The sequence below is a fragment of the Burkholderia sp. AU45274 genome (assembly GCF_030482505.1).
Taxonomy (GTDB): domain Bacteria; phylum Pseudomonadota; class Gammaproteobacteria; order Burkholderiales; family Burkholderiaceae; genus Burkholderia.
This window is the reverse complement of sequence record NZ_JAUJQE010000012.1, coordinates 112,158-137,636: the sequence shown is the minus strand read 5'-3', so window position 1 is coordinate 137,636 and position 25,479 is coordinate 112,158. Positions and strand designations below refer to the sequence as shown.

Sequence of the window (25,479 nt, the reverse complement as noted above, 5' to 3'; positions counted from 1 at the left end):
CCTTGCCGCCCCTATGCGGGGGAATGTAGCACGCCGTCCCCGGGCGAGGTGCGCGCTGCGTCAAGCCGCGCGAAGCGCCCGCCGGGGAGGCTGGCGACGCGGCCGGCCAGTTCCAGCGCCAGCAGCGCGCGGTGCAGCACGTCGTCAGGCAGGCTGCTGTGCTCGGCGATCCATTCGTAGGTGACGGGGCCGTATCCCAATGCGGCAAGCACGGCCTGCTCTGCCGGGGCGGCGGGCAGCGGTGGCGCCGGCGACGGTGCTTCGTCTCGGGCGGACGCGGTGGCCGGAACGGCATCGCCATTGTGGATAACATCGGCCGCGGCACGCTGAGTGGCGGTTTCGGTTTCGCGGAGGCTGCCGGTGCCCGCGCACGGATGCCCGGAACACGCCGCACCGCTCGCCGTGCCGGCCTTCGATTCACCCAACCCGTATTCCTCGAGCACGTCGAGCGGCGCCGCCGTGAGCTTCGCGCCGTCGCGGATCAATGCGTGGCAGCCCTGTGCGAGCGGCGCATGGATCGAGCCCGGCACGGCGAACACATCGCGCCCCAGTTCGTTCGCGAGCCGCGCGGTGATCAGCGAGCCGGAGCGCGGCGCGGCCTCGACGACGAGCGCGCCGATCGCGAGCGCGGCGATCAGCCGGTTGCGCTGCGGGAAGTGGGCGGCGCGGGCCGGCGTGCCGAGCGGCCATTCCGACACGATCGCGCCGTGCGCGGCGATCTCGTGGGCGAGCGCGCGGTGCCGCGCCGGGTAGACGAGATCGGCGCCGGTCGCGATCACCGCGACCGTGCCCGACCGCCCGTCGAGCCCGCCACGATGTGCGGCCGCGTCGATCCCGAGCGCGAGGCCCGACACGATCGGCAGCCCGGCGTCGGACAGTTCGCGCGCGAAGTGCGTTGCGTCGGCGAGCCCTTGCGGCGTGGCGTGGCGGCTGCCGACCACGGCGAGACTGCGCGCGTGCAGCAGGTCGAGCCGGCCCTTTACATATAGCAGCAGCGGCGGATCGTGCAGGTCGCGCAGCCGCGACGGGTAGGCCGGATCGTTGAGCGTGACGAGCGCATTGCCCGGCGCGTCGAGCCACGCAAGCGCGGCGTCGGTGCGCGCGTCGAGATCGCCGCGCTCGCTTGCGCGCACGGCCAGGGCGGCGGCGGCGCTGGTGACGGCGGTGATGGCGTGGTCGGACGCACGCAGCAGCGCGTCCGGCGAGCTGAACGCATCGAGCAGTGCCTGCAGTGCGGCCGGGGCGAGGCCGGGCGCATGCGCAAGCTGCAGCCACGCGCGCACGGCGGAGGGGCTCAGCGCTTGCGGCGACATGAGGCGCCCCTCGAATGCGGTGGCCAGCGGACCGCGTGGCGCCATGATAAAATTTTCATCATCCGAAATACTCGACAGGGCCGCGCGCGCAGGCGCCCGGCCAATTGCAGGAGGCGTGATCCGCGGCATTGATTCGCCGCGCGTCCGCCTCATCTTCATTGCATCCTGGCAGCAGCGCCAGCCGGCCGGATGGCCGATGCGGCACGCCGCTCCACCGAATACCGAACGCCATGGCTTTACTCAATATTCTTCATTACCCCGACAAGCGGCTGCACAAGGTCGCGAAGCCCGTCGACAAGGTCGACGACCGGATCCGCAAGCTCGTCGCCGACATGGCCGAGACCATGTATGCGGCGCCGGGCATTGGCCTTGCCGCCACGCAGGTCGACGTGCACGAGCGCGTGATCGTGATCGACGTCTCCGAGGAGAAGAACGAGCTGCGCGCGTTCATCAACCCGGAGATCGTGTGGTCGAGCGATGCAAAGCAGATCTATGAAGAGGGCTGCCTGTCGGTGCCCGGCATCTACGACGAAGTCGAGCGTCCCGATCATGTGCGCGTGCGTGCGCTCAACGAGCAGGGCGAGACTTTCGAGCTCGACTGCGAGGGCCTGCTGGCCGTGTGCGTCCAGCACGAGATGGATCACCTGATGGGGCGCGTGTTCGTCGAATACCTGTCGCCGCTCAAGCAGACGCGCATCAAGACGAAGATGAAGAAACTCGAACGCGCGATGTAACGCGCGTTCGCCTTGCCCGACCCCGAACGCTGTCATGACCCATACGTTGCGCGTAGTTTTTGCCGGCACGCCGGAATTCGCCGCGGCTGCCCTCGCCGCGATCCACGAGGCCGGTTTTCCGGTGCCGCTCGTGCTCACCCAGCCCGATCGCCCTGCCGGGCGCGGGATGAAACTGCAGGCGAGCGCGGTGAAGCGTTATGCCGTCGAGCACGGGATGCCCGTCGCGCAACCGCCGTCGCTGCGCCGCGCGGGCAAGTACCCGGCCGAGGCGGCCGACGCGATCGAGCTGCTGCGCTCGACGCCGCATGACGTGATGGTGGTCGCCGCCTACGGCCTGCTGCTGCCGCAGGAAGTGCTCGACATTCCGCGCGCCGGCTGCATCAACATTCACGCGTCGCTGCTGCCGCGCTGGCGCGGCGCCGCGCCGATCCACCGCGCGATCGAGGCCGGCGATGCCGAGACGGGCGTCACGCTGATGCAGATGGACATCGGCCTCGACACCGGCGCGATGATCGAGGAAGCGCGCATCGCGATCGCGCCCGACGAGACGACCGCGACGCTGCACGACCGGCTCGCCGCCGAAGGCGCGCGACTGATCGTCGACGCGCTCGTTCAGCTCGAGCGCGACGGCGTGCTGCCGGCGACACCGCAGCCGGCCGACGGCGTGACCTATGCGGAAAAGATCGGCAAGCACGAAGCGGCGCTCGACTGGCACAAGCCGGCCGACGTGCTTGCGCGCCAGGTGCGTGCGTTCGATCCGTTCCCGGGCGGCGTCGCGACGCTCGACGGCGCGGCGATCAAGCTGTGGGCAGCCGAGCCGGTGGCGGCGCGCGGCGACGCGGCGCCCGGCACGATCGTCGAAGCCGCGCCGGAAGGCGTGGTCGTCGCGTGCGGCAGCGGTGCGCTGCGCGTCACGCAGTTGCAGAAGCCGGGCGGCAAGCGGCTGCCCGCGCGCGAATTCCTGGCCGGCTCGCCGCTCGCCGCGGGCCAGCGTTTCGCGCTGACCGACGTTGCCTGACGCTGCCTGACCGCCATTCGACACGGCCTGCCGGGCGTGCGCAATCGGCCGGATGGTCGAGTCGCGCGGCGCGGCAGGCGCGCGTAGAATTTCCCTGCGCTCCCCGGTTTCGAGGTTTTCATGTTCGGCATCACCCATTTCGGCTTCTTCGTGCTGGCAGTCTTCCTGCTGAACGTCACGCCCGGCCCCGATACGGCCTATATCGTCGGCCGCAGCGTCGCGCAGGGCCGCGGCGCGGGGCTGATGTCGGCGTTCGGCATTTCGGCCGGCTGCTGCGTTCACGCGCTCGCCTGCGCATTCGGCCTGACCGCGCTGCTCGCGGCGTCGGCTGCCGCATTCACGGTGATCAAGCTGGTCGGCGCCGCCTACCTGATCTACCTGGGCGTGCGGATGATCATCGCGAAGCAGGCGGCCGAGCCGTCGGGCACGGCGGCCACGCAAGCCGCGAAGCCGCTGCGCCAGCTGTTCATGCAGGGCTTCTGGACCAACGTGCTGAACCCGAAGGTCGTGCTGTTCTTCGTGTCGTTCTTCCCGCAGTTCGTGTCGGCCGACAGCCCGCACAAGGCATGGGCGTTCCTGACCCTCGGCGGTGTGTTCGTCGTGATGAGCACGGTGTGGACCAGCCTCGTCGCGTGGGTCGCGGGCAGTGTCACGGCACGCTTCTCCGGCAAGCCGGGCGTCAAGAAGTGGCTTGACCGCACGGTCGGCAGCGCTTTCGTCGGCCTCGGTCTTCGTCTTGCAACATCGCAACGGTGAGATTGAATTTTTCCGGCAAGACCTTATCTAACAAAACGCTTACAATTTTACGCCGCGCCCTTTTGATGCGCGGCGGGTCCCCTGACGGATAAGGAGTGGGTATGTTCAATTGGGTCAAAACGGCGATGCTGATGGCCGCGATCACGGCCCTGTTCATCGTGATCGGCGGGATGATCGGCGGCTCGCGGGGCATGACGATCGCGCTGCTGTTCGCGCTCGGCATGAATTTCTTCTCTTACTGGTTCTCGGACAAGATGGTGCTGCGCATGTACAACGCGCAGGAAGTCGACGAGAACACGGCGCCGCAGTTCTACCGGATGGTGCGCGAGCTGGCCACGCGCGCGAACCTGCCGATGCCGCGCGTCTACCTGATCAACGAGGATGCGCCGAATGCGTTCGCAACGGGCCGCAACCCCGAGCACGCGGCAGTCGCCGCGACAACGGGCATCCTGCGCGTGCTGTCGGAGCGCGAGATGCGCGGTGTGATGGCGCACGAGCTCGCACACGTGAAGCACCGCGACATCCTGATCTCGACGATCACCGCGACGATGGCGGGCGCGATCTCGGCCATCGCGAACTTCGCGATGTTCTTCGGCGGGCGCGACGAGAACGGCCGGCCGGCCAACCCGATCGCGGGTATCGCGGTCGCGCTGCTCGCACCGATCGCAGGCGCGTTGATCCAGATGGCGATTTCGCGGGCTCGCGAGTTCGAGGCCGACCGCGGCGGCGCGCAGATTTCCGGCGATCCGCAATCGCTCGCGACCGCGCTCGACAAGATCCATCGCTATGCGGCGGGCATCCCGTTCCAGGCGGCCGAGCAGCATCCGGCCACCGCGCAGATGATGATCATGAACCCGCTGCACGGTGGCGGCCTGCAGAATCTGTTCTCGACGCACCCGGCCACCGAGGAGCGCATCGCGCGCCTGATGGAGATGGCGCGTACCGGCCGCTTCGACTAAGCCACGGCACACCGTGCGGCAGTTGCCGCGCGGGGGCCGTCACACCACCCCGCACGCTTCGCGCTGCGGGGTGTTTCATTTGCGCGTGCCGTAAAGGGGCCAAAGGGCCTGCAGCATCGCACGCTACAATGCCCGGTTTGGGATGGCAGAGCCCACGGGCGCCGCGATCCCGCCGTTTGCCGCATTGGCTTGCTGTGCCCGTTGGCCGCGCTTGTTTGCCGAATTTGCTCCGATGACACGAACCCGTTCTACCGCTCCGTCTTCTTCCGGCCGCCCGGCGCGCCTGTCCGCGCTGCATCTCGCGCCCGATTCGCTCGGCTTCGCCCTCGACGCGGCCGCGCAGGCGGTCGATGCGGTGCGGCGCGGCACCGCGCTGCCGGCGGCGCTGTCGGCGGTATTCGCGCAGATGCCGTCCGGTGCGCAGGCGCTCGCGCGCGGAGCGACGCAGGACGTCGCTTACCGGACGATGCGCCGTCTCGGCAGTGCGGACTGGCTGATCGGCCGGCTCATCAGCAAGGCGCCGCCCGCCTACGTGCACGCGGTGCTCGCCGGTGCGTTCGCGCTGCTGCTCGACCCGGCGGACGAGGCCGCGTATCCGGCGTTCACGGTGGTCGACCAGGCTGTGACCGTGATCGGCGCGCGCCGCGAATGCGCGTTCGCGAAGGGGATGGTCAACGCGGTGCTGCGCCGTTTCCTGCGCGAGCGCGACACGCTCGTCGCGGCGCTGCAGGACGATGTCGTCGCGCGCTGGAACTACCGCGCGTGGTGGGTCGCGTCGGTGCAGCGCGCGTGGCCCGACGCATGGCAGGCGATCCTCGCGGCCGGCGAGCGGCAAGGGCCGCTGACGCTGCGCGTGAACGCGCGCCGCGCGAGCGTCGACGCGTATCTCGAGACGCTGCGCGAGAACGGGATCGACGCGACTGCGATCGGCCGGCATGCGGTGCGGCTCGCGTCGGCGCTGCCGGTCGATCGCATTCCGGGGTTTGCCGACGGTGTCGTGTCGGTGCAGGACGCCGGCGCGCAGCTCGCCGCCGAATGGCTCGGTGCGCGCGACGGCATGCGCGTGCTCGACGCATGCGCGGCGCCCGGCGGCAAGACCGGTCATATTCTCGAATTGGCCGATGCGGAAGTCGTCGCGCTGGAAAGCGACGCCGCGCGCGCGGCACGGATCGGCGAGAACCTCGTGCGACTGTCGCTCGAAGCGGACGTGCGTGTCGGCGATGCGGGTGCCCCCGACGCGTGGTACGACGGGCGCCCGTTCGACCGCATCCTTGCCGACGTGCCGTGCTCGGCGTCCGGCATCGTGCGTCGGCACCCTGACATTCGCTGGCTGCGCCGCGAGGCCGACATCCCCGCGCTCGTCGCGGAACAGCGCCGCATCCTGGCGGCGTTGTGGCCGCTCGTGAAGCCGGGCGGCGAACTGCTTTACGTGACCTGTTCGGTCTTCCCCGAGGAAGGCGAACTGCAGGCCCGCTGGTTTGAAGCGGCCTGTGAAGATGCGGTACGATTGGACGCCCCCGGCCAGCTGCTACCGGGCGGAGTGCAGGGAGGGGCGGCCGCCGGCGCACTCGACCAGAACACCGATCACGACGGATTTTTCTACGCGCGGTTTCAGAAACGGTGACGATCAAACACCTTTTTCCACTTCGGCTCGCGGCCGTCCTGATGGTCGCGTTGACGCTGTGCCTGGCCGTCGTCCGGCCGGCGCATGCCGAGTCGATCGCCGTGCAACGCGCGTCGCTCCAGTCCGACGGAAGCGGCTGGGCGCTCGACGCACGCTTCGATTTCGAACTGAACCCGAACCTCGAGGATGCCGTCAACAAGGGCATTCCGCTTTATTTCACGACCGACTTCGAGTTGAGCCGTGCGCGCTGGTACTGGTTCGACGAGCAGCCGGTGGCGGTGACGCAGACGATCCGCCTGTCGTTCCAGCCGCTCACGCGCGAGTATCGCGTGTCGACGGGCGGCCTGCAGCTCGGTTTCCCGTCGCTGAAGGACGCGCTCGCGGTCGTCAGGCACATCACGTCGTGGCACGTGATCGACCGCAACCAGGTGCGCGCCGGTGAAACCTACACGGCGTCGGTGCGGATGCAGCTCGATACGGCGCTGATGCCGAAGCCGTTCCAGGTCGATGCCGTGAACAACCGCGACTGGACGCTCGGGTCCGACTGGAAGCGCTTCAACTTCACGGTGACCGAACGTGCTAAATAAAGTGCGCCGCGCGGCCAGCGGGAAGAGCCTCCTCATTCGCGTGATCGTCTCGACCGTCGCGCTGACCGCGCTGCTGCTGCTCGTGCTGCTCGCGGCCGCGAGCGCGAACACCGAATTCTTCGACCGCTACTACTCGTGGCTGTACGCGACGAACATCGTCGTCGCGCTCGTGTTCCTGCTCGTGGTGCTCGGGCTGATTGGGATGATCGTCGTGCGCCTGAGGAAGGGCAAGTTCGGCACGCGGCTGCTCGCGAAGCTCGCGGTGTTCTTCGCGCTCGTCGGCGTGGTGCCGGGCGGGATCATCTACATCGTGTCGTACCAGTTCGTGTCGCGCAGTATCGAGTCGTGGTTCGACGTGAACGTCGAGACGGCGCTGACGGCCGGCCTGAACCTCGGCCGCGGGATGCTCGATGCGTCGCTGTCCGATCTGCAGACGAAGGCGCGGCTGATGTCCGACCAGCTCGCGAGCGTCGATGCGAACACCAACGGCACGACGCTCACGCTGCTGCGCCTGCGCGACCAGTTCGGCGTGCAGGACGCGACGATCGTCGAGCCGAGCCGCGGCGGCTCGGGTGCGGCGCCCGACCTGCACATCGTCGCGCAGGCGTCGGGCAATTTCGCGGCACTGATTCCGGACGACCTGCCGACGCCGCTGATGCTGAACCAGGCGCGCGAACACGGCGCGTACGCGGCGATCGAGGGTGAAGTCGACGGCGACCCGCGCGCGCACGGCGCGAAGGGTGCGCTGCGGTTGCGCGTCGTGCGGCCGATTCCCGATGCATCGACGTCGTTGCTGCAGCCGGCGGAACGCTTCCTGCAGCTCACGCAGCCGGTGCCGCCGACGCTTGCCCACAACGCGGACGCCGTGCAGCGCGCGTATCGCGAGTACCAGGAAAAGTCGCTGGGCCGCACGGGGCTGCGCAAGATGTACATCGGCACGCTGACGCTTGCGCTGTTCCTCGCGACCTTCATCGCGATGATGCTCGCGCTCGCGCTCGGCCAGCAGCTCGCGCGGCCGCTGTTCCTGCTCGCGCAGGGCACGAAGGAGGTCACCGAAGGCGACTACACGCCGAAGCGCGAGATCAAGACGCGCGACGAGCTCGGCTTCCTCACGCAGTCGTTCAACGCGATGACGCGTCAGTTGTCCGAGGCGCGGCTCGCGGTCGAGAAGAACCGCGTCGCGCTCGAGCATTCGAAGACGTATCTCGAGAGCATCCTCGCGAACCTGACGGCCGGCGTGTTCGTGCTCGACCGGCAGTTCCGGCTGACGACGGCCAATCGCGGCGCCGAGCGGATCTTCCGGCAGCCGTTCAACACGCTGATCGGCACGACGCTCGACCGGATCGGCGTGGCCGCCGGGTTCGGCGCGATGGTGCGCAAGGCGTTTGCCGATCGCGAGGCGGCGTCCGACGGCGGCAGCGGCGATCGCGGCCACTGGCAGCAGCAGTTCGCGATCGAGGTGCCGGGCGAAGCCGATCCGCTGACGTTGCTCGTGCGCGGCACGCGCCTCGTGTCGACGGTCGAGGGGCAGGCCGACGATCCGCAGACGTCCGGTTACGTCGTCGTGTTCGACGACATCTCCGACGTGATTTCCGCGCAGCGTTCAGTTGCATGGGGTGAGGTCGCGCGCCGGCTCGCGCACGAGATCAAGAATCCGCTGACGCCGATTCAGCTGTCGGCGGAGCGGCTGCAGATGAAGCTCTCCGACAAGCTCGCCCCGCCCGATGCCGATGTGCTCAAGCGCGGCGCGACGATGATCGTCAATCAGGTCGCCGCGATGAAGCGGATGGTCGACGATTTCCGCGAATACGCGCGCACGCCGCCGGCGGTGCTCTCGAACCTGCAGTTGAACGAACTGGCGAGCGAGGTGCTCGGGCTGTACGGTGTGGGCGAAGGCAAGAGCGCGATCGTCGCCGAGCTCGCGCCGTCGCTGCCGGTGATACGCGGTGACGCGACGCAACTGCGCCAGGTGATTCACAACCTGCTGCAGAATGCGCAGGATTCGGTCGCGGAGTCGGCGCATCCGCGTGTGTTGATCGAAACCAAGACAGTAGAATATGGCGATCCCGACGCCGAGGGCAAAACGCGCGTCGCGGTACGTCTTACCGTGTCCGACAACGGGCCCGGTTTTCCGGCGCGCATCCTGACTCGCGCGTTCGAGCCTTATGTGACGACGAAGGCGAAGGGCACGGGTCTGGGGTTGGCCACGGTCAAGAAGATCGTCGATGAGCACGGTGCGCGGATCGATCTGCGCAATCGCATGCACGGCGAGACCGTCGAGGGTGCGCAGGTGTCGATCCTGTTCCTGCAGATGGCGAGCGATGCGCCAGGCGCCGAATCGGGCGTGCAGGACGGGGCGGCCCCCGCCAAGACAAAAGCAAGTGAGCAGACAAAGGCAGCGTAAATGGCAACCATCCTGGTGGTAGATGATGAAATGGGCATCCGGGAATTGCTCTCGGAGATCCTCAGCGATGAAGGACACGTCGTCGAGGCGGCGGAGAACGCGCAGGCCGCGCGGGAATACCGGTTGAATCAGGCGCCCGATCTCGTGCTGCTCGATATCTGGATGCCCGATACCGACGGCGTGACGTTGCTCAAGGAGTGGGCGGCGCAGGGGCTGCTGACGATGCCCGTGATCATGATGTCCGGGCACGCGACGATCGATACGGCCGTCGAGGCGACGAAGATCGGCGCGCTCGATTTCCTCGAGAAACCCATCGCGCTGCAGAAGCTGCTGAAGTCCGTCGAGCACGGTCTCGCACGCGGTGCGGCGCCGGTGTCCGCGAACGCGGCGGCGAAGGCCGGTGCGGGGCAGGCGGCGGGGCCCGCGGCGGTGGCGTCCGCGGCTGCGCTGCCGACGCTCGGCGACGACATGGCTTCGGCACTCGGCCTCGCGGGCCAGACGGCCGCGATCCCGTTCGACATCCCGTTGCGCGAAGCGCGCGATGCGTTCGAGCGCGCGTACTTCGAATATCACCTCGCGCGCGAAAACGGCAGCATGACGCGCGTCGCGGAGAAGACGGGCCTCGAGCGCACGCACCTGTATCGCAAGCTCAAGCAGCTCGGCGTCGAGCTCGGCAAGAAGCCGTCCGAAGGCGCCGTATAAAATATTTCGTGAAAGTACTTGATCAAGTAACGAAGGATCGATATACTTTCTCTTCTTCGTTGGCCCGGTAGCTCAGTTGGTAGAGCAGCGGATTGAAAATCCGCGTGTCGTTGGTTCGATTCCGACCCAGGCCACCAGAATTAAAACCCCAAGAATCGGAAGGTTCTTGGGGTTTTTCGTTTGTGGTGGGGTTTGCGTGACCAGTGGCGTGGGATGGCGTGCCCGGCAGTGTTCATGAGGGCATGATAAAATCCGTGTCCGCTCAATAACTTAGCGCATCGCTTCATGCGCACGGCAGGCTGCCAGCGTGGCGCCGCCGTGGCGCGCGGCAACGATGCCGCGCGATGGGCGGTATAAGCGCTCCGCCGCGTTCGCGGCCGATTGCGCTGCCTATACTGGTCGAGCCGGCCCTGGCCGGCACGCGTCGGGCCGCCCGGCGGCAGCCGGCCCCGGGGCGCAGCGCGACGCGAGCCTACACATTCACGGAGTATCACGGTGATTCGGACAGACGCTAAAGACGGCGCGCTCGTGTTGTTTTCCGGCGGGCAGGACTCGGCCACGTGCGTGGCATGGGCCCTCGAACGCTACCAGACGGTCGAGACGCTCGGCTTCGATTACGGCCAGCGCCACCGCGTCGAGCTCGAATGTCGCGAAGGCGTGCGCGAAGCGCTGAAGCGTGACTTTCCCGCGTGGTCGGACCGGCTCGGCGACGATCACATGATCGACCTGTCGGTGCTCGGCGCGATCAGCGATACCGCGATGACGCGCACGATCGAGATCGAGACGACGGCCAACGGCCTGCCGAACACGTTCGTGCCGGGCCGCAACCTGATGTTCATGACGATCGCCGCGGCGATCGCCTATCGCCGCGGGCTGCGCGTGCTGGTCGGCGGGATGTGCGAGACGGATTTCTCGGGCTATCCCGACTGCCGCGACGACACGATGAAGGCGCTGCAGGTCGCGCTGAACCTCGGGATGGATACGCGCATGGTGCTCGAGACGCCGCTGATGTGGCTCGACAAGGCGCAAACCTGGCAGCTCGCCGAACAGCTCGGCGGCGAAGCGCTCGTCGAACTGATCCGCGTCGAGACGCACACGTGCTACGTGGGCGAGCGCGCGGAACTGCACGACTGGGGCTTCGGCTGCGGCGAATGCCCGGCCTGCAAGCTGCGCAAGCGCGGCTACGAGGCCTACCTGAAGGGCGAGCGGGTGACCGAAGCGCCGCTGTGATGCAGCGGCAACGGCAGCGCCTGGTGATTAACGGATTCTGATCGACAACGAGCGGCGCGAGCCGGACGAAGGACGATGACTTACGCGGTCAAGGAAATTTTCTACACGTTGCAGGGCGAGGGCGCGAACGCGGGCCGGCCGGCCGTGTTCTGCCGGTTCGCCGGCTGCAACCTGTGGTCGGGCCGCGAAGAGGATCGTGCGGAGGCCGTGTGCCGCTTCTGCGATACCGACTTCGTCGGCACCGACGGCGAGAACGGTGGCAAGTTCAAGGATGCCGAAGCGCTCGTCGCGACGATCGCCGGCCTGTGGCCGGAGGGCGAGGCGCACCGCTTCGTCGTCTGCACGGGCGGCGAGCCGATGCTGCAGCTCGACCAGCCGCTCGTCGACGCGCTGCACGCGGCCGGCTTCGAGATCGCGATCGAGACCAACGGCTCGCTGCCGGTGCTCGAATCGATCGACTGGATCTGCGTGAGCCCGAAGGCCGACGCGCCGCTCGTCGTCACGAAGGGCAACGAGCTGAAGGTCGTGATCCCGCAGGACAACCAGCGGCTGGCCGACTACGCGAAGCTCGACTTCGAGTATTACCTCGTCCAGCCGATGGACGGCCCGTCGCGCGACCTCAATACGAAGCTCGCGATCGACTGGTGCAAGCGTCATCCGCAGTGGCGGCTGTCGATGCAGACCCACAAATATCTGAACATTCCCTGAGCCCCGGCTTTTGACATCGTGCTGATTACCCGAAAACTCGAATTCGACGCGGGCCACCGCATTCCCGACCACCGCAGCCAGTGCCGGAACCTGCATGGCCATCGCTATGTGCTCGAAGTCACGCTGCGCGGCGATCTCGTCGATACCGAGGGGGCGCCCGACCGCGGCATGGTGATGGATTTCGCCGACGTGAAGGCGCTCGCGATGGAGCACCTGGTCGGCAAGTGGGACCACGCGTTCCTGGTCTATGCGCGAGACGACGTCGTGCGCTCGTTCCTCGAGCAGATGGCCGACCACAAGACGGTCGTGATCGACCGGATTCCGACCGTCGAGAACCTCGCGGCGATCGCGTTCGACATCCTCGCGAACGTGTACGACGCGCACTACGGCGTGAACCTGCGGCTCGAGCGCGTGCGCCTGTACGAAACGCCGAACTGCTGGGCCGACGTCGAGCGCCAGCCCGGCCGCTGATCCCGCCTTCCCGGCCGCCCCGCCACCCGGCGCGGGCTGCCTGACGCCGCACCCCGCGGCCCCGTCCCGCCTCGCTCCCCGTCCGTTTCCACATTTCGCGTAACGCCGCGCTATGATCGTTGCGTGGCGCCGAAAAACGCCGCCGTGCGCGGGTCGTGCGGTCGGCGCTGTCAGATCGGCCGCCCATGGCCGACCAACGTTCCAGGGCCCGGTCCTGGCGCCGCCGTGCTTCGCTGCCCGGTGTGTCGCGCTCCGCTTTGCCCGTTGCTTGTCCCGTTCGATTGCCGTTCCGTCCAGGAGGCCGTATCGATGAGCACGCTCACCAATTCCCTCAAACAACGCCTGCGCGACGGCGACGAGCCGCTGTACGGCCTGTGGCTGTCGCTCGGCAGCGAGTCGGTCGCGGAAGCGCTCGCACATGCCGGCTACGACTGGCTCTGCATCGACATGGAGCACGCGCCGAACGACAGCCGCGATGTTGCATCGCAGTTGCGCGCGATCGCCGCCGCCCATCTGCCGAGCGAGCCCGTCGTGCGCGTGCCGGCGCGTGAGCCGTGGCTCGTGAAGCGTGCGCTCGATGCGGGCGCGCGCACGCTGATGTTTCCCTGCATCGAGACGCTCGACGACGCCACGCACGCGGTGCGGCTCACGCGCTATCCGTCGCCCGATTCGCCGGACGGGCTGCGCGGCGTCGCGGGCATGGTGCGCGCGGCGGCGTTCGGCATGCGTCGCGACTACGTGCAGACGGCGAATGCGCAGGTCGCGGTGATCGTGCAGATCGAATCGGCGCGCGGCGTCGATGAAGTCGAGCGGATTGCGGCGCTGCCCGGCATCGATTGCCTGTTCGTCGGCCCGGCCGATCTCGCGGCGAGCCTCGGGCACCTTGGCGACATCCGTCACCCGGACGTCGAAACCGCGATGGCGCGCGTGCTCGCGGCCGGCCGGCAGGCCGGCGTCGCGGTCGGGATCTTCGCGGGCGATACGGCGGCCGCGCGCCAGTATCGCGAGGCCGGCTACCGGATGATCACGGTGTCGGCCGACGTCAGCTGGTTGTTGCGGGCAACGCGGCAGGCGCTGCAGGAGGTGCGGTCATGAACGGTGGCGATGGCGCGTGCCGTGGGCGCGCGCAGGGTGGGATCGGGAGGCGCCGGCAGGTCGGCGCGGTGCTCGGCCTGTGGGTCGTGTGGATCGCGGCTGCCGCGCAGGGCGCGCCGCAGGCGAAGCCCGATCCGTCGCACGAGACGCAATCGGCGGTCGCCGACTACAACGCCGGCGACTTTCGTGCGGCGCTGGTGCAGTTCCACGACGCGGCCGAGCGCGGCGACCGTCTCGCGCAATTCAACTACGCGATGATGCTGCTGACGGGCGAAGGCGTGACCGCGAACGTCGACGAAGGGTTGCGCTGGCTGAAGCGCGCGGCCGACGCGAACATGTCGCATGCGCAGTATGTATACGGCCGGATGTTCGACGACGGCGAGTTCGTCGCGCGCGATCCGGCCGAAGCGCACCGCTGGTTCCTGCGGGCGGCGAAGCAGGGGCACGTGCAGGCCGAGTTGTCGCTCGCGAACCAGTTCCTCGACGGACGCGGCACGCCGCGCGACAACCGGCAGGCGTTCACGTGGTACAAGCAGGCCGCCGACGCGGGCGAGCCGACCGCGCAGTACGTGACCGCGTCGTTCTACGAGCGCGGTGGCGACGGCGTCGCGCAGAACCTCAACATCGCGCGGGCGTATTACGCGGCGGCGGCTGCGCAGGGCGACGAGACGGCCGGGCTGAAATTCAAGGAGCTGAGTGCGCGGCTGAAGGCGCAGGGGCCGGCATCGGGCGCCGGCGCGGAGCCGGGCGGGGCGCACGCACCGCCGCCGTGAGCCGGGGCGCGCGCCGCGCGGCACTGCGTGGCCGCGCTTGTCATCCGCAGTCGAAAAAAAACGGCGCCGATGCGCCGTTTTTCTTTATGCGGTGCGTGCCGCGCGGTCAACTCTTCATCAACCGCCGCTGCCGCCCGACGCTCATGATCATCCCGATCGCGATGCCGAGCGTCGTGAGCGCGGTGCCGCCATAACTCATGAACGGCAGCGGCACGCCGACGACCGGCAGCACGCCGCTCACCATCCCGATGTTGACGAACGCATAGACGAAGAACGCGAGCGTGAGCGAGCCCGCGAGCAGGCGGCCGAACAGCGTCGCGCCCTGCGCGGCGATATAGAGCCCGCGTGCGATCAGCGCCATGTACAGCGTCAGCAGCACGAGCCCGCCGACGAGCCCCCATTCCTCGGAGAACACCGCGAAGATGAAGTCGGTGTGCTTCTCCGGAATGAATTCGAGGTGCGCCTGCGTGCCTTTCAGGTAGCCCTTGCCGAGCACGCCGCCCGAGCCGATCGCAATCACGGCCTGGATCGTGTGGAAGCCCTTGCCGAGCGGGTCGGAAGTCGGGTCGAGCAGCGTACATACGCGGTGCTTCTGGTAATCGTGCATCAGCGGCCACTGCACTTCGGGCTGGCAGATGCGCTCTTCGAACACGGCGATCGAGCCGACCGCGATCACGCCCGCGACGAGCACCGGCACGATCAGCTTGAACGACAGGCCGGCGAGATAGATCACGAAGAAGCCGGCCGCGAACACGAGCAGGCCCGTGCCGAGGTCAGGCTGCTTCGCGATCAGCCCGACCGGCACCAGCAGGATCCCGAACGCGACGATGAAGTCGTACCAGCGCAGCCCGCCTTCACGGCGCTGGTAGTACCACGCGAGCATCAGCGGTGTCGCGATCTTGAGGATTTCCGACGGCTGGATCACGACGCCGACGTTCAGCCAGCGCTTCGCCCCCTTCTTGGTCATCCCGAACAGCGCGACCGCAATCAATAGCGCGACCCCGAACGTATAGAGCGGAACCGCGAAGCGCATCAGCGTCGTGGGCGGGATGTTGGCGATCACCCACATCAGCACGAACGTCAGCAGGATGTTGCGCAACTGGTCCTCGACGCGGCCGGGCATGTCGATCGCCGCGCTGTACAGCGTGACGATGCCGACGCACAGCAGCAGGAACACGATGAGGGCGAGCGGGCGGTCGAAGCCCGCGAACATCTGCTTGATCTTGTCGAGCCAGGCGCGCTTGTCGAATTGCATGCCTTTCTCCGTTAATGAGCGGTGCCGGCGTCCGCCGCCTTCGCGGGGGCCGTTGCACGGTGATTGTCGTCGCGCGGCGTGGCGACGAGCGGCTGCGCATCGCTGGCGGGCCGGCGTGGCCGGTGCGGGCGCCTAATCGGCGGCAGGCTCGCGGCCCTCGGCGCAGCGGCACTGGCGCTGGCCGGCGGGGCGGCGCTCGCGCTGGCGGCAGCCGATGCTTCGGAGGCGGCCGCGGCCGATGCTGCTTCCGCCGCGCTGGCCGCGGTCGGCACGACCGGCTGCGGCAGCGCGGTGAAGCCGGCCGCGACGGCAGCCGGCTTGTTCGCGTCGCCGATCACCGGCGCGTTGACGGGTTCGGTCGCCGACGCCGCGGCAGCCACGGCCGCGGCCTCGTTCTGCGGGTTCTGGCGGTCGACGAGGAAGAAGTCGAGCACGCGGCGCGCGATCGGGCCAGCGGCCTGCGCACCCCAGCCACCGTTCTCGACAACCAGCGCGACGGCGATCTGCGGATGGTCGACCGGCGCGTATGCGATGAACAGCGCGTGGTCGCGCAGGTGCTCGGCGAGCAGGTGGCCCTTGTAGTTGGAGCCTTGCAGCGAGAACACCTGCGCGGTACCGGTCTTGCCGGCGGCGAGGTACGGCGCGCCGCGGAACACCTTGTACGCGGTGCCGGACGGGTTCTCGATCACGTTCTCCATCCCGCGCTTCACGACGTCGATGTCGGCCTGCTTGAGCGGGATCGTTTCGCTTTCCTTCGGCACGGTCAGGCGGCGCCCGCGCGTGATCGGATCCTCGACTTCCTTCACGAGGTGAGGCTTCATCACGACGCCGTTGTTCGCGAGCGTCGCGGTCGCGTGCGCGAGCTGCAGGATCGTGAACGAGTTGTAGCCCTGGCCGATCCCGAGGCTGATCGTCTCGCCGTCGAACCACTTCTGCTGCGCGGCCTTCTTGAACGCCTTTTTCTTCCAGTCGGTCGACGGCAGGATCCCGCGCGCCTCGCCCTGGATGTCGATCCCGGTGATCTGGCCGAAGCCGAACGGCTTCATGAAGTTCGCGATCGAGTTCACGCCGAGGTCGCGCGCGAGCATGTAGAAGTAGGTGTCGTTCGACACCATGATCGCCTTGTTCATGTCGACCCAGCCCTGGCCCGAGCGCACGTCGTTGCGGAACGTGTGGCCGCCGAACGTGAAGTAGCCGGGATCCTGGAAGCCCCAGCCCGGCGTGCGCTTGCCGAGCGTCAGGCCGGCGAGCGCCATGAACGGCTTGTACGTCGAGCCGGGCGGATAGGTGCCGTGCAGCGGGCGGTTCAGGAGCGGCTTGTCGGTCGAGTTGTTCAGCTCGTCCCAGGTCTGCTGGTCGATGCCGTCGACGAACGAGTTCGGGTCGAAGCTCGGCGACGACACGAACGCGAGCACGTCGCCCGTCTTCGGCTCGATCGCGACCAGCGCGCCGCGCTTGCCGGCGAACGCCTGCTCGGCCACCTGCTGCAGCCCGATGTCGAGCGACAGCACGAGGTTGTTGCCGGGCGTCGCCTGCGTGCGCGACAGCGTGCGCACCGGCCGGCCGCCGGCCGTCACCTCGACCTCCTCGAAGCCCGTCAGCCCGTGCAGCTCGGTCTCGTAGCTCTGCTCGACGCCGATCTTGCCGATGTAGTCGGTGCCCTTGTAGTTGTTCGCGTCGCGGCGCGGATCGTAGTTTTCCTGATCGCTGTCGTTGTCGTCGCTCATCGCGTCGATGCGATCCTGGTCGCGCTTCGAGATCCGGCCGATGTAGCCGATCACGTGCGCGGCCGTCGTGCCGAGCGGATATTGCCGGAACAGCCGTGCGCGCACGTCGACGCCGGGGAAGCGGAAGCGCTGCGCGGTGAAGCGCGCGACTTCGGCGTCGGTGAGGCGGGTGCGGATCGGCAGGCTCTCGAAGTTCTTCGAGTCTTCCTGCAGCTTCTTGAAGCGGCGGCGGTCGCGGGCGTCGATCGGGATGATTTCGGACAGCTTGTCGATCGTGTTGTCGAGCGTGTCGTCGAGCTTCGACGGCGTGATCTCGAGCGTGTACGCCGAATAGTTCTTCGCGAGGATCACGCCGTTGCGGTCGGTGATGATCCCGCGGTTCGGCACGATCGGCGCGACGGAGATGCGGTTTTCCTCGGCCTGCAGCGCGTATTTGCCGTGCTGCATCAACTGCAGGTAGAAGAAGCGGCTCGCGAGCAGCCCGAAGCAGACGAACACGAACACGCCCGCCGCCGCGACGCGCAGGCGGAACTTCGAGAGCTGCTGTTGGGTGTCGTTGAATTCGGTCATGCGGTTAGGAGCGATCTGGCCCGCGCACCCCGTGCGGGCGCGGTGCCGCCCCGGAGCGCGGCGCGCGGCGGGCGTGGAGGCGGCGGGTATTCAAGGCAGGCCCCTGGCTCAGATGGGGCGCGTATCGTCCGGATCGACCGGGCGGCGTTGCGGCATCAGCAGCAGGTGGCTCGCGATCGGCCACAGCGCGGCTTCGACGAAGCCGTCGACCAGGTAGCGCCAGCCCGGGAACGCGGCGCCCATCACGAGGCGGATCACGAACGGCACGAGCTGCGCGACGACCAGGAGCGGCGTGACGTACAGCACCTGCACGCCGATCGGCATCCACAGCACGCGGCGGTGGATCGTGATCGCGCCGTACGACAGCAGCGTATAGGCGAGCGCATGCTCGCCGAGCAGCCCCGCGTCATGCACGTCCATCAGGATGCCGAGCGCGAACGCGACGCCCATCCCGACCTTGCGCGGCTGGTGGATGTTCCAGAACAGCAGCACGAGCGCGACGAAGTCGGGCACGCCGGGCAGGCGGCCCCACGGCATCAGGTTCAGCAGGAACGCGGCGGCGAGGCTGAAGACGATGAAGTACGGATTGACCGGCTGCAGGATGTATTGCGGGCGATTCATCGCTGGGCTCCTGATTGCCCGGCCGCGGGCTTCGCGGGCGTGGCGGCGGGCTTGGCCGGGGCGGCCGGCGCCGCAGGCTTTGCGCCGGGCTGGGCCGCGGCGGCCGGCTTCGCGTTCGCGTCAGCCTTGTCGGCCTTCTCGCTCTTCTCGCCCTTCGCGGCGGCTTTCGCGCCCTTCTTGCCCTTCGCGTTCTTGTCGGCGGCCGGATCGGGCTCGGCCGGGCGCGGCGGGATGTCGTTCTGGTAATGCAGCACGAGCATCTGGCGCGCGCCGCGCACGGCGGCGATCGGCGCGCAGGTCACGCGTGCGAACGCCGTATCGGCGAGCTTGTCGACGCGCACGACCTTCGCGACCGGCAGGCCGGGCGGATAGACGCCGTCGAGGCCGCTCGTGACGAGCTCGTCGCCGACGACGAGATCCGCGCTGGTCGGCACGAAGCGCAAATCGAGCGAATCGCCCTTCGGCGTGCCGTAGATCACGCTGCGCAGGCCGGTGCGCAGCACCTGCACGGGAATCGCGAGATCGCGGTCGGTGACCAGCGTGACTTCGGACTGCAGCGGGAACACGCGCGTGACCTGGCCGACCACGCCGTTTTCGCTCACGACGGGCGCGCCGTTCTGGATGCCTTGCTGGGAGCCCTGGCCGATCACGATCTTCTGCGTGAACGGATCGCTCGTGTCGTACTGGATCTCGGCCGGCGTCGACTGTGTCGCGATGTGCTGGCGCAGCTCGAGCACCGCGCGCAGGTGCGCGTTCTCCTGCGTGAGCACGGCGGCCTGGTTGGCTTGCGTGGACAGCTGCAGGTTGCGTTTGCGGAGGTCGTCGTTCTCGTGGCGCAGCGACGCGCCGGTGACGGCGATGTCGGCCGCGCCCATGAACAGGTCGCGCGGCACGAGCGCGGCGCGCTGCAGCGGATAGAGCACGGTGCCGAGCACGCCGCGGACGATTTCGAGCGTGCTGAAGCGCGCGTCCGAGACGAGGAGCGCGATGGCGAGGGCAACGAAGAAGATGAGCCGCGCGAGCGCGGGCGGACCTTGCTTGAAGAGGGGCGGCGGACTGTATTCCATGGTCGGCGCCGGGCGCGAATGATCGGTTAAATGATGCTCAGACGCGCAAACGGCGCGGCGGTTCGTTCTAAACGAGCGAGCCGGCCACGCCGCGGTTGCGTCATGTCAGGGAACTGCCTGGACGATCACTCGTACGAGAAGATGCTGCCCAGCTTGTCCATGCGCTCGAGCGCCATGCCCGAACCGCGTACGACGCAGGTGAGCGGATCTTCCGCGACGAGCACCGGCAGGCCGGTTTCTTCCGCGAGCAGGCGATCGAGGTCGCGCAGCAGTGCGCCGCCGCCCGTCAGCATCATCCCGCGTTCGGCGATGTCGGCGCCGAGTTCCGGCGGCGTCTGTTCGAGCGCGATCTTCACCGACGACACGATCTGGTTCAGCGGATCGGTCAGCGCTTCGAGGATTTCGTTGCTGGAGATCGTGAAGCTGCGCGGAATGCCTTCCGACAGGTTGCGGCCCTTCACTTCCATTTCCTTGACTTCGGAGCCCGGGAACGCGGAGCCGATTTCCTTCTTGATCGCCTCGGCGGTCTGTTCGCCGATCAGCATCCCGTAGTTGCGGCGGATGTAGTTGACGATCGCCTCGTCGAACTTGTCGCCGCCGACGCGCACCGAACCCTTGTACACGATCCCGCCGAGCGAGATCACGCCGACTTCCGTCGTGCCGCCGCCGATGTCGACGACCATCGAGCCGGTGGCTTCCGACACCGGCAGGCCCGCGCCGATCGCAGCGGCCATCGGCTCTTCGATCAGGTAGACCTGCGAGGCGCCGGCGCCGTGCGCGGCTTCCTTGATCGCGCGGCGCTCGACCTGGGTCGAGCCGCACGGCACGCAGATGATGATGCGCGGCGACGGCGAGAACATGCGCGACTCGTGGGCCGTCTTGATGAACTGCTTGATCATCTGCTCGGTGACGGTGAAGTCGGCGATCACGCCGTCCTTCATCGGGCGGATCGCCTCGATGTTGCCCGGCACCTTGCCGAGCATCTGCTTGGCTTCCTTGCCGACTGCCTGGATGGTCTTCTTGCCGTTGGGGCCGCCTTCCTGGCGGATCGACACGACGGAGGGCTCATCGAGCACGATGCCCTTGCCGCGCATGTAGATCAGGGTGTTTGCGGTGCCGAGGTCGATCGCGAGATCGTTGGAGAAGTAGCTGCGCAAAAAACCGAACATTCAGAATCCTGTTTCGCTCTGGGCCGGCCCTGCATAGCGAGCGCTGAGGGCGGCAGCGGAAAAAATAACAGCCTCGGGAAGCGTGGCGGAAGCGGCCGCCGCGGCGCACGAAGCTGCGAGTGATGTCTACCGGGGATCGCACGATGCACGCACGGCCTGCCGAAGCGGGGCGAAACGGTGCGGGAAAAGGCTGCCGGGTTTGGGTCGAACGCGTAATGATACCTTATAATTTCACGGTATTTGAATCGAAACGGGCGGTATTTTTGCCGCTTCGGCCCCGATTTTTGAGGGTGGGATCGCACCCTCCAACCCCCCGCCGCAGCGCTGCTTTTGATGCGCTGCGCAGCCTTGTTTTTCCGGTGATCGCATGGCCCTGACCCTGACCGATGTGAAACGCATCGCGCACCTGGCGCGACTCGAAATGGCCGACGCCGACGCCGAGCACATGCTCGGCCAGCTCAATGAACTCTTCGGCCTCGTCGAGCAGATGCAGGCGGTCGACACCGCCGGCATCGCGCCGCTCGCCCACCCGATCGAACAGATCCAGGCAGTCGCGCAGCGCCTGCGCGACGACGCCGTGACGGAAGTCGTCAATCGCGACGACAACCAGCGTCCGGCGCCGGCCGTCCAGGACGGCCTCTATCTCGTGCCGAAGGTGATCGAGTAAGCATTCGATGACAAGCGCGCCGCCGCCGCTGCGCCGCGCGCCACCCAGAATTCCCAGGAAAACCACTCAATGCACGCAAAAAGCCTGACCGAACTGCGCGCCGCGCTCGCCGCCAAGGAATGCTCGGCCGTCGAGCTCGCGCAGCTCTACCTGAAACGGATCGAAGCCGCGCGCGACCTGAACGCGTTCGTCCACGTCGACGCCGATCTCACCCTCGCGCAGGCCAAAGCCGCCGATGCCGAGCTCGCGCGCGGCGCGGGCGGCGCGCTCACCGGCCTGCCGATCGCGCACAAGGATGTCTTCGTCACGCGCGGCTGGCACTCGACCGCCGGCTCGAAGATGCTCGCGAACTACGAGAGCCCGTTCGACGCGACCGTCGTCGCCCGCCTGCAGGCGGCCGGCATGGTCACGCTCGGCAAGACCAACATGGACGAGTTCGCGATGGGCTCGTCGAACGAGAATTCGGCGTTCGGCGCGGTGAAGAACCCGTGGGACACGAACGCGGTGCCGGGCGGCAGCTCGGGCGGCAGCTCGGCCGCCGTGGCCGCGCGCCTCGCGCCGGCCGCGACCGGCACCGACACCGGCGGCTCGATCCGCCAGCCCGCATCGTTCGCGGGCGTCACCGGCATCAAGCCGACCTACGGCCGCGTGTCGCGCTACGGGATGATCGCGTTCGCGTCGTCGCTCGACCAGGGCGGCCCGATGGCGCAGAGCGCGTCCGACTGCGCGCTGCTGCTGAACGGAATGGCCGGCTTCGACGAGCGCGACTCGACGAGCCTCGAGCGCGACGACGAGGATTTCACGCGCCACCTCGGCCAGCCGTGGGCCGCCGGCAACGATGCGGGCAAGCCGCTCGCCGGCCTGCGCATCGGCCTGCCGAACGAGTATTTCGGCGCGGGCCTCGCCGACGACGTGCGCGCGGCGATCGACGCGGCGCTCAAGCAATACGAAGCGCTCGGCGCGACGCTCGTGCCCGTGTCGCTGCCGAAGACGGAACTGTCGATCCCCGTGTACTACGTGATCGCGCCGGCGGAAGCGTCGTCGAACCTGTCGCGTTTCGACGGCGTGCGCTTCGGCCACCGCGCCGCGCAGTACGGCGACCTGCTCGACATGTACAAGAAGTCGCGCGCGGAAGGCTTCGGGCCTGAAGTGAAGCGCCGGATCCTGGTCGGCGCGTACGTGCTGTCGCACGGCTACTACGACGCGTACTACCTGCAGGCGCAGAAAATCCGCCGCATCATCGCGAACGATTTCCAGGAAGCGTTCAAGTCCTGCGACGTGATCATGGGCCCGGCGTCGCCGACGGTCGCATGGGATCTCGGCTCGAAGGGCGACGATCCGGTGCAGATGTATCTCGCGGATATCTACACGCTGTCGGTGAGCCTCGCCGGCCTGCCCGGCATGAGCGTGCCGTGCGGCTTCGGCGCGGGCGCGAATGCGAAGCGCCCGGTCGGCCTGCAGATCATCGGCAACTATTTCAACGAAGCCCGGATGCTGCAGGTCGCCGACGCGTTCCAGCGCGCGACCGACTGGCACAAGCAAGTTCCGGCAGGGGTGTAAGCATATGACTACTCAATGGGAAGTCGTCATCGGTCTCGAGACGCACGCGCAACTGTCGACCGTCTCGAAAATTTTCTCGGGCGCGTCGACGCAGTTCGGCGCCGAGCCGAACACGCAGGCCTGCCCGGTCGACCTGGCGCTGCCGGGCGTGCTGCCGGTGCTGAACCGCGGCGCGGTCGAACGCGCGATCCGCTTCGGCCTCGCGATCGGCTCGACCATCGCGCCGCGCAGCATCTTCGCGCGCAAGAATTATTTCTACCCCGATCTGCCGAAGGGCTATCAGATCAGCCAGTACGAGATTCCGGTCGTGCAGGGCGGCCAGATCACGATCCAGGTGCCCGCCAACGAAAAGGCCGGCAAGGAAGCGTACGAAAAAACGGTCAACCTGACCCGCGCGCACCTCGAGGAAGATGCCGGCAAGTCACTGCATGAAGACTTCGCCGGGATGACGGGGATCGACCTGAACCGAGCGGGCACGCCGCTGCTCGAGATCGTCACCGAGCCGGAAATGCGCAGCGCGGCCGAGGCGGTGGCCTACGCGAAGGCGCTGCACGGGCTCGTCGTGTGGCTCGGCATCTGCGACGGCAACATGCAGGAAGGCTCGTTCCGCTGCGACGCGAACGTGTCGGTGCGTCCGGTCGGCCAGGAGAAGTTCGGCACGCGCGCGGAAATCAAGAACCTGAACTCGTTCCGGTTCCTCGAGGAAGCGATCAACTACGAAGTGCGTCGCCAGATCGAGCTGATCGAGGACGGCGGCGAAGTCGTGCAGGAAACGCGCCTCTACGATCCGGACAAGCGCGAGACGCGTTCGATGCGCAGCAAGGAAGACGCGCACGACTACCGCTACTTCCCCGACCCCGACCTGATGCCGCTCGTGATCGGCCAGGACTGGATCGAGCGCGTGCAGTCCGGGATGCCCGAGCTGCCGGCCGCGATGCAGCAGCGCTTCGCCGACGAATACGGCGTGTCCGCGTACGACGCGGGCGTGCTGACGTCGAGCAAGGCGATGGCCGCGTACTTCGAGGCCGTGGTCGCGAAGGCCGGCACCGCGAACGCGAAGATCGCCGCGAACTGGCTGATGGGCGACGTTTCGTCGCAGCTGAACCGCGACGGCATCGAGATCGACGCGATTCCGGTCTCGGCCGCGCAGCTCGCGCTCGTGCTGCAGCGCATCGCCGACGGCACGATCTCGAACAAGATCGCGAAGGAAATCTTCGCGACGATCTGGGACGAGAAGGCGACCGACGAAGGCGCGGCCGACCGCATCATCGACGCGAAGGGGCTGAAGCAGATCTCCGACACCGGCGCGCTGGAAGCGATCATCGACGAAGTGCTCGCGGCGAACGCGAAGTCGGTCGAGGAATTCCGCGCGGGCAAGGAAAAGGCGTTCAACGCGCTGATCGGCCAGGCAATGAAGGCGACGAAGGGCAAGGCCAATCCGCAGCAGGTCAACGAGCTGCTGAAGAAGAAGCTCGGCTGAGCATGACCGCGCGCCTGAACCGCGCATGACGACGGGCCGCCCCGAACCGGATCGGGGCGGCCCGTTGCGTTTTGGTGGATGCGTTATCGTATGCACCACAGCGTCCAACGGAGGAACGAATGGCGAAACAACCGTCGCTCGACGATTTCCGCGTGCCGTACTGCACGCGCGAGAAGGAAGCCGCAGCATTCAAGCTCGATGCGTTCGACCCGGCCGCGAAGCCGTTCTCGTCCGGTTCGAAGGACGACGACCGCGCACGGCTGTCGGTCGTGTCGACCGAGCTCGACGTGCAGCAGGAGCGCCTGCACACGCAGCAGAAGAAGCGCGTGCTGCTCGTGCTGCAGGGGATGGACACCAGCGGCAAGGACGGCACCGTGCGCGCGGTGTTCCGCGAGGTCGATCCGCTCGGCCTGCGCGTCGTGTCGTTCAAGGCGCCCACGCCGATCGAGGCCGCGCACGACTTCTTGTGGCGCGTGCATGCGCAGGCGCCGGCCGCGGGCGAGCTCGCGATCTTCAACCGCAGCCACTATGAAGACGTGCTCGTGCCGCGCGTGCTCGACCTGATCGACACGAAGGAATGCGAGCGCCGCTATCGGCAGATCCGCGATTTCGAGACGATGCTGGTCGAGAACGGCACGACGATCATCAAGTGCTTCCTGCACATCTCGAAGGACGAGCAGCGCGCGCGGCTGCAGGCACGCATCGACGATCCGACCAAGCACTGGAAGTTCGACATCTCCGATCTCGACGCGCGCAAGCACTGGGACGCGTACCAGTCCGCCTACCGCGACGCGCTTGCCGCGACGTCCGCCGAGCATGCGCCGTGGTACGTGATCCCGGCGAACTCGAAGACGCACCGCAACGTGATGATCGCCGAGCTGCTGCTGCGCACGATGACCGACATGAAGCTGGAATTCCCGCCGCCGAAGCCCGAGCTCGAAGGCGTGAAGATCCGCTAAGCTGCCCCCCTGAAAAACATCGAACTGAAC

Annotated in this window: 23 protein-coding genes and 1 tRNA gene; 18 read left to right on the top strand and 6 right to left on the bottom strand. The window is 67.8% G+C overall.

What is annotated here, in order from left to right; translation table 11 throughout:
- Window positions 1–11: 11 nt before the first annotated feature.
- The gene (gene dprA, locus QZM35_RS31860; RefSeq protein WP_301777459.1) at window positions 12–1,358 is read right to left on the bottom strand and encodes a DNA-processing protein DprA; all 1,347 of its coding nucleotides are present in this window, start codon (window positions 1,356–1,358) and stop codon (window positions 12–14) included.
- A 185-nt stretch (window positions 1,359–1,543) separates the two neighbouring features.
- On the opposite strand from dprA, the gene def reads away from it, so the two are divergent.
- The 14 genes from def (at window position 1,544) to QZM35_RS31790 (ending at window position 14,374) form a co-directional block, all read left to right on the top strand.
- On the top strand, window positions 1,544–2,047 hold the full coding sequence (def, locus tag QZM35_RS31855) for a peptide deformylase (protein ID WP_006477461.1): 504 nt from the start codon (window positions 1,544–1,546) through the stop codon (window positions 2,045–2,047).
- A 34-nt stretch (window positions 2,048–2,081) separates the two neighbouring features.
- Window positions 2,082–3,065 (top strand): methionyl-tRNA formyltransferase, encoded by a 984-nt coding sequence (gene fmt, locus QZM35_RS31850; RefSeq protein WP_301777458.1) that lies wholly within the window; start codon window positions 2,082–2,084, stop codon window positions 3,063–3,065.
- 120 nt (window positions 3,066–3,185) lie between these two features.
- Entirely contained in the window at window positions 3,186–3,821 is a 636-nt protein-coding gene (locus QZM35_RS31845; protein WP_089426594.1) for a LysE family translocator, read from the top strand.
- 101 nt (window positions 3,822–3,922) lie between these two features.
- On the top strand, window positions 3,923–4,780 hold the full coding sequence (gene htpX, locus QZM35_RS31840) for a zinc metalloprotease HtpX (protein ID WP_011353570.1): 858 nt from the start codon (window positions 3,923–3,925) through the stop codon (window positions 4,778–4,780).
- A gap of 232 nt (window positions 4,781–5,012) precedes the next feature.
- A complete protein-coding gene (gene rsmB / locus QZM35_RS31835; RefSeq protein ID WP_089426593.1) occupies window positions 5,013–6,404 on the top strand; it encodes a 16S rRNA (cytosine(967)-C(5))-methyltransferase RsmB in 1,392 nt (463 codons plus the stop codon).
- Window positions 6,401–6,991 carry a DUF4390 domain-containing protein gene (locus QZM35_RS31830; protein ID WP_039353770.1) on the top strand — a complete coding sequence of 197 codons (591 nt, stop codon included), beginning with the start codon at window positions 6,401–6,403 and terminating at the stop codon, window positions 6,989–6,991. Before rsmB ends, QZM35_RS31830 begins: the two co-directional genes overlap by 4 nt.
- Window positions 6,981–9,395, top strand: a complete 2,415-nt coding sequence (gene esaS, locus QZM35_RS31825; RefSeq protein WP_089426592.1) for a sensor histidine kinase EsaS — start codon at window positions 6,981–6,983, stop codon at window positions 9,393–9,395. The genes QZM35_RS31830 and esaS overlap by 11 nt, the downstream gene beginning before the upstream one ends.
- Entirely contained in the window at window positions 9,396–10,097 is a 702-nt protein-coding gene (gene esaR / locus QZM35_RS31820; protein WP_021163978.1) for a response regulator transcription factor EsaR, read from the top strand.
- A 61-nt stretch (window positions 10,098–10,158) separates the two neighbouring features.
- Window positions 10,159–10,234, top strand: a tRNA-Phe gene (locus tag QZM35_RS31815).
- A gap of 358 nt (window positions 10,235–10,592) precedes the next feature.
- Window positions 10,593–11,327, top strand: coding sequence for a 7-cyano-7-deazaguanine synthase QueC (gene queC, locus QZM35_RS31810; RefSeq protein ID WP_089426591.1), 735 nt, complete (start codon window positions 10,593–10,595; stop codon window positions 11,325–11,327).
- 75 nt (window positions 11,328–11,402) lie between these two features.
- Complete coding sequence (gene queE / locus QZM35_RS31805) at window positions 11,403–12,035, top strand: 7-carboxy-7-deazaguanine synthase (protein WP_011353564.1); 633 nt, start codon at window positions 11,403–11,405, stop codon at window positions 12,033–12,035.
- 18 nt (window positions 12,036–12,053) lie between these two features.
- Complete coding sequence (gene queD, locus QZM35_RS31800; protein WP_011353563.1) at window positions 12,054–12,506, top strand: 6-carboxytetrahydropterin synthase QueD; 453 nt, start codon at window positions 12,054–12,056, stop codon at window positions 12,504–12,506.
- Window positions 12,507–12,815: 309 nt separating this feature from the next.
- Complete coding sequence (locus QZM35_RS31795; protein ID WP_089426590.1) at window positions 12,816–13,601, top strand: HpcH/HpaI aldolase/citrate lyase family protein; 786 nt, start codon at window positions 12,816–12,818, stop codon at window positions 13,599–13,601.
- A complete protein-coding gene (locus tag QZM35_RS31790; RefSeq protein WP_089426589.1) occupies window positions 13,598–14,374 on the top strand; it encodes a tetratricopeptide repeat protein in 777 nt (258 codons plus the stop codon). The genes QZM35_RS31795 and QZM35_RS31790 overlap by 4 nt, the downstream gene beginning before the upstream one ends.
- 106 nt (window positions 14,375–14,480) lie before the next feature.
- On the opposite strand, the gene rodA is transcribed toward QZM35_RS31790, so the two are convergent.
- From rodA to QZM35_RS31765, 5 genes are all read right to left on the bottom strand, one after another.
- Window positions 14,481–15,629: a rod shape-determining protein RodA gene (gene rodA / locus QZM35_RS31785; protein WP_089426588.1), complete on the bottom strand. Its 1,149-nt coding sequence runs from the start codon at window positions 15,627–15,629 to the stop codon at window positions 14,481–14,483.
- 11 nt (window positions 15,630–15,640) lie between these two features.
- A complete protein-coding gene (mrdA, locus tag QZM35_RS31780; protein ID WP_089426587.1) occupies window positions 15,641–17,926 on the bottom strand; it encodes a penicillin-binding protein 2 in 2,286 nt (761 codons plus the stop codon).
- Between the two features lie 108 nt (window positions 17,927–18,034).
- On the bottom strand, window positions 18,035–18,547 hold the full coding sequence (gene mreD, locus QZM35_RS31775) for a rod shape-determining protein MreD (protein ID WP_009687274.1): 513 nt from the start codon (window positions 18,545–18,547) through the stop codon (window positions 18,035–18,037).
- The gene (gene mreC / locus QZM35_RS31770) at window positions 18,544–19,614 is read right to left on the bottom strand and encodes a rod shape-determining protein MreC (RefSeq protein WP_089426586.1); all 1,071 of its coding nucleotides are present in this window, start codon (window positions 19,612–19,614) and stop codon (window positions 18,544–18,546) included. The genes mreD and mreC overlap by 4 nt, the downstream gene beginning before the upstream one ends.
- Window positions 19,615–19,739: 125 nt before the next feature.
- The gene (locus tag QZM35_RS31765) at window positions 19,740–20,783 is read right to left on the bottom strand and encodes a rod shape-determining protein (protein WP_004189550.1); all 1,044 of its coding nucleotides are present in this window, start codon (window positions 20,781–20,783) and stop codon (window positions 19,740–19,742) included.
- Between the two features lie 367 nt (window positions 20,784–21,150).
- Between QZM35_RS31765 and gatC the strand changes: the two genes are divergently transcribed.
- The 4 genes from gatC (at window position 21,151) to QZM35_RS31745 (ending at window position 25,449) form a co-directional block, all read left to right on the top strand.
- Window positions 21,151–21,450: an Asp-tRNA(Asn)/Glu-tRNA(Gln) amidotransferase subunit GatC gene (gene gatC, locus QZM35_RS31760; protein WP_089426585.1), complete on the top strand. Its 300-nt coding sequence runs from the start codon at window positions 21,151–21,153 to the stop codon at window positions 21,448–21,450.
- Between the two features lie 69 nt (window positions 21,451–21,519).
- Window positions 21,520–23,010 carry an Asp-tRNA(Asn)/Glu-tRNA(Gln) amidotransferase subunit GatA gene (gene gatA, locus QZM35_RS31755; RefSeq protein ID WP_301777457.1) on the top strand — a complete coding sequence of 497 codons (1,491 nt, stop codon included), beginning with the start codon at window positions 21,520–21,522 and terminating at the stop codon, window positions 23,008–23,010.
- Window positions 23,011–23,014: 4 nt separating this feature from the next.
- Entirely contained in the window at window positions 23,015–24,490 is a 1,476-nt protein-coding gene (gatB, locus tag QZM35_RS31750; protein WP_089426583.1) for an Asp-tRNA(Asn)/Glu-tRNA(Gln) amidotransferase subunit GatB, read from the top strand.
- A gap of 119 nt (window positions 24,491–24,609) precedes the next feature.
- Window positions 24,610–25,449, top strand: coding sequence for a polyphosphate kinase 2 family protein (locus QZM35_RS31745; protein WP_089426582.1), 840 nt, complete (start codon window positions 24,610–24,612; stop codon window positions 25,447–25,449).
- The last annotated feature ends 30 nt before the right edge of the window (window positions 25,450–25,479 follow it).

Coding starts and splice junctions, on each gene's coding strand:
- mreC (WP_089426586.1), bottom strand. CDS start 19,614: ATGGAATACAGTCCGCCGCCCCTCTTCAAGCAAGGTCCGCCCGCGCTC.
- rsmB (WP_089426593.1), top strand. CDS start 5,013: ATGACACGAACCCGTTCTACCGCTCCGTCTTCTTCCGGCCGCCCGGCG.
- QZM35_RS31845 (WP_089426594.1), top strand. CDS start 3,186: ATGTTCGGCATCACCCATTTCGGCTTCTTCGTGCTGGCAGTCTTCCTG.
- fmt (WP_301777458.1), top strand. CDS start 2,082: ATGACCCATACGTTGCGCGTAGTTTTTGCCGGCACGCCGGAATTCGCC.
- QZM35_RS31745 (WP_089426582.1), top strand. CDS start 24,610: ATGGCGAAACAACCGTCGCTCGACGATTTCCGCGTGCCGTACTGCACG.
- mrdA (WP_089426587.1), bottom strand. CDS start 17,926: ATGACCGAATTCAACGACACCCAACAGCAGCTCTCGAAGTTCCGCCTG.
- rodA (WP_089426588.1), bottom strand. CDS start 15,629: ATGCAATTCGACAAGCGCGCCTGGCTCGACAAGATCAAGCAGATGTTC.
- queE (WP_011353564.1), top strand. CDS start 11,403: ATGACTTACGCGGTCAAGGAAATTTTCTACACGTTGCAGGGCGAGGGC.
- def (WP_006477461.1), top strand. CDS start 1,544: ATGGCTTTACTCAATATTCTTCATTACCCCGACAAGCGGCTGCACAAG.
- gatA (WP_301777457.1), top strand. CDS start 21,520: ATGCACGCAAAAAGCCTGACCGAACTGCGCGCCGCGCTCGCCGCCAAG.
- QZM35_RS31765 (WP_004189550.1), bottom strand. CDS start 20,783: ATGTTCGGTTTTTTGCGCAGCTACTTCTCCAACGATCTCGCGATCGAC.
- QZM35_RS31790 (WP_089426589.1), top strand. CDS start 13,598: ATGAACGGTGGCGATGGCGCGTGCCGTGGGCGCGCGCAGGGTGGGATC.
- QZM35_RS31795 (WP_089426590.1), top strand. CDS start 12,816: ATGAGCACGCTCACCAATTCCCTCAAACAACGCCTGCGCGACGGCGAC.
- gatC (WP_089426585.1), top strand. CDS start 21,151: ATGGCCCTGACCCTGACCGATGTGAAACGCATCGCGCACCTGGCGCGA.
- esaR (WP_021163978.1), top strand. CDS start 9,396: ATGGCAACCATCCTGGTGGTAGATGATGAAATGGGCATCCGGGAATTG.
- gatB (WP_089426583.1), top strand. CDS start 23,015: ATGACTACTCAATGGGAAGTCGTCATCGGTCTCGAGACGCACGCGCAA.
- dprA (WP_301777459.1), bottom strand. CDS start 1,358: ATGGCGCCACGCGGTCCGCTGGCCACCGCATTCGAGGGGCGCCTCATG.
- htpX (WP_011353570.1), top strand. CDS start 3,923: ATGTTCAATTGGGTCAAAACGGCGATGCTGATGGCCGCGATCACGGCC.
- mreD (WP_009687274.1), bottom strand. CDS start 18,547: ATGAATCGCCCGCAATACATCCTGCAGCCGGTCAATCCGTACTTCATC.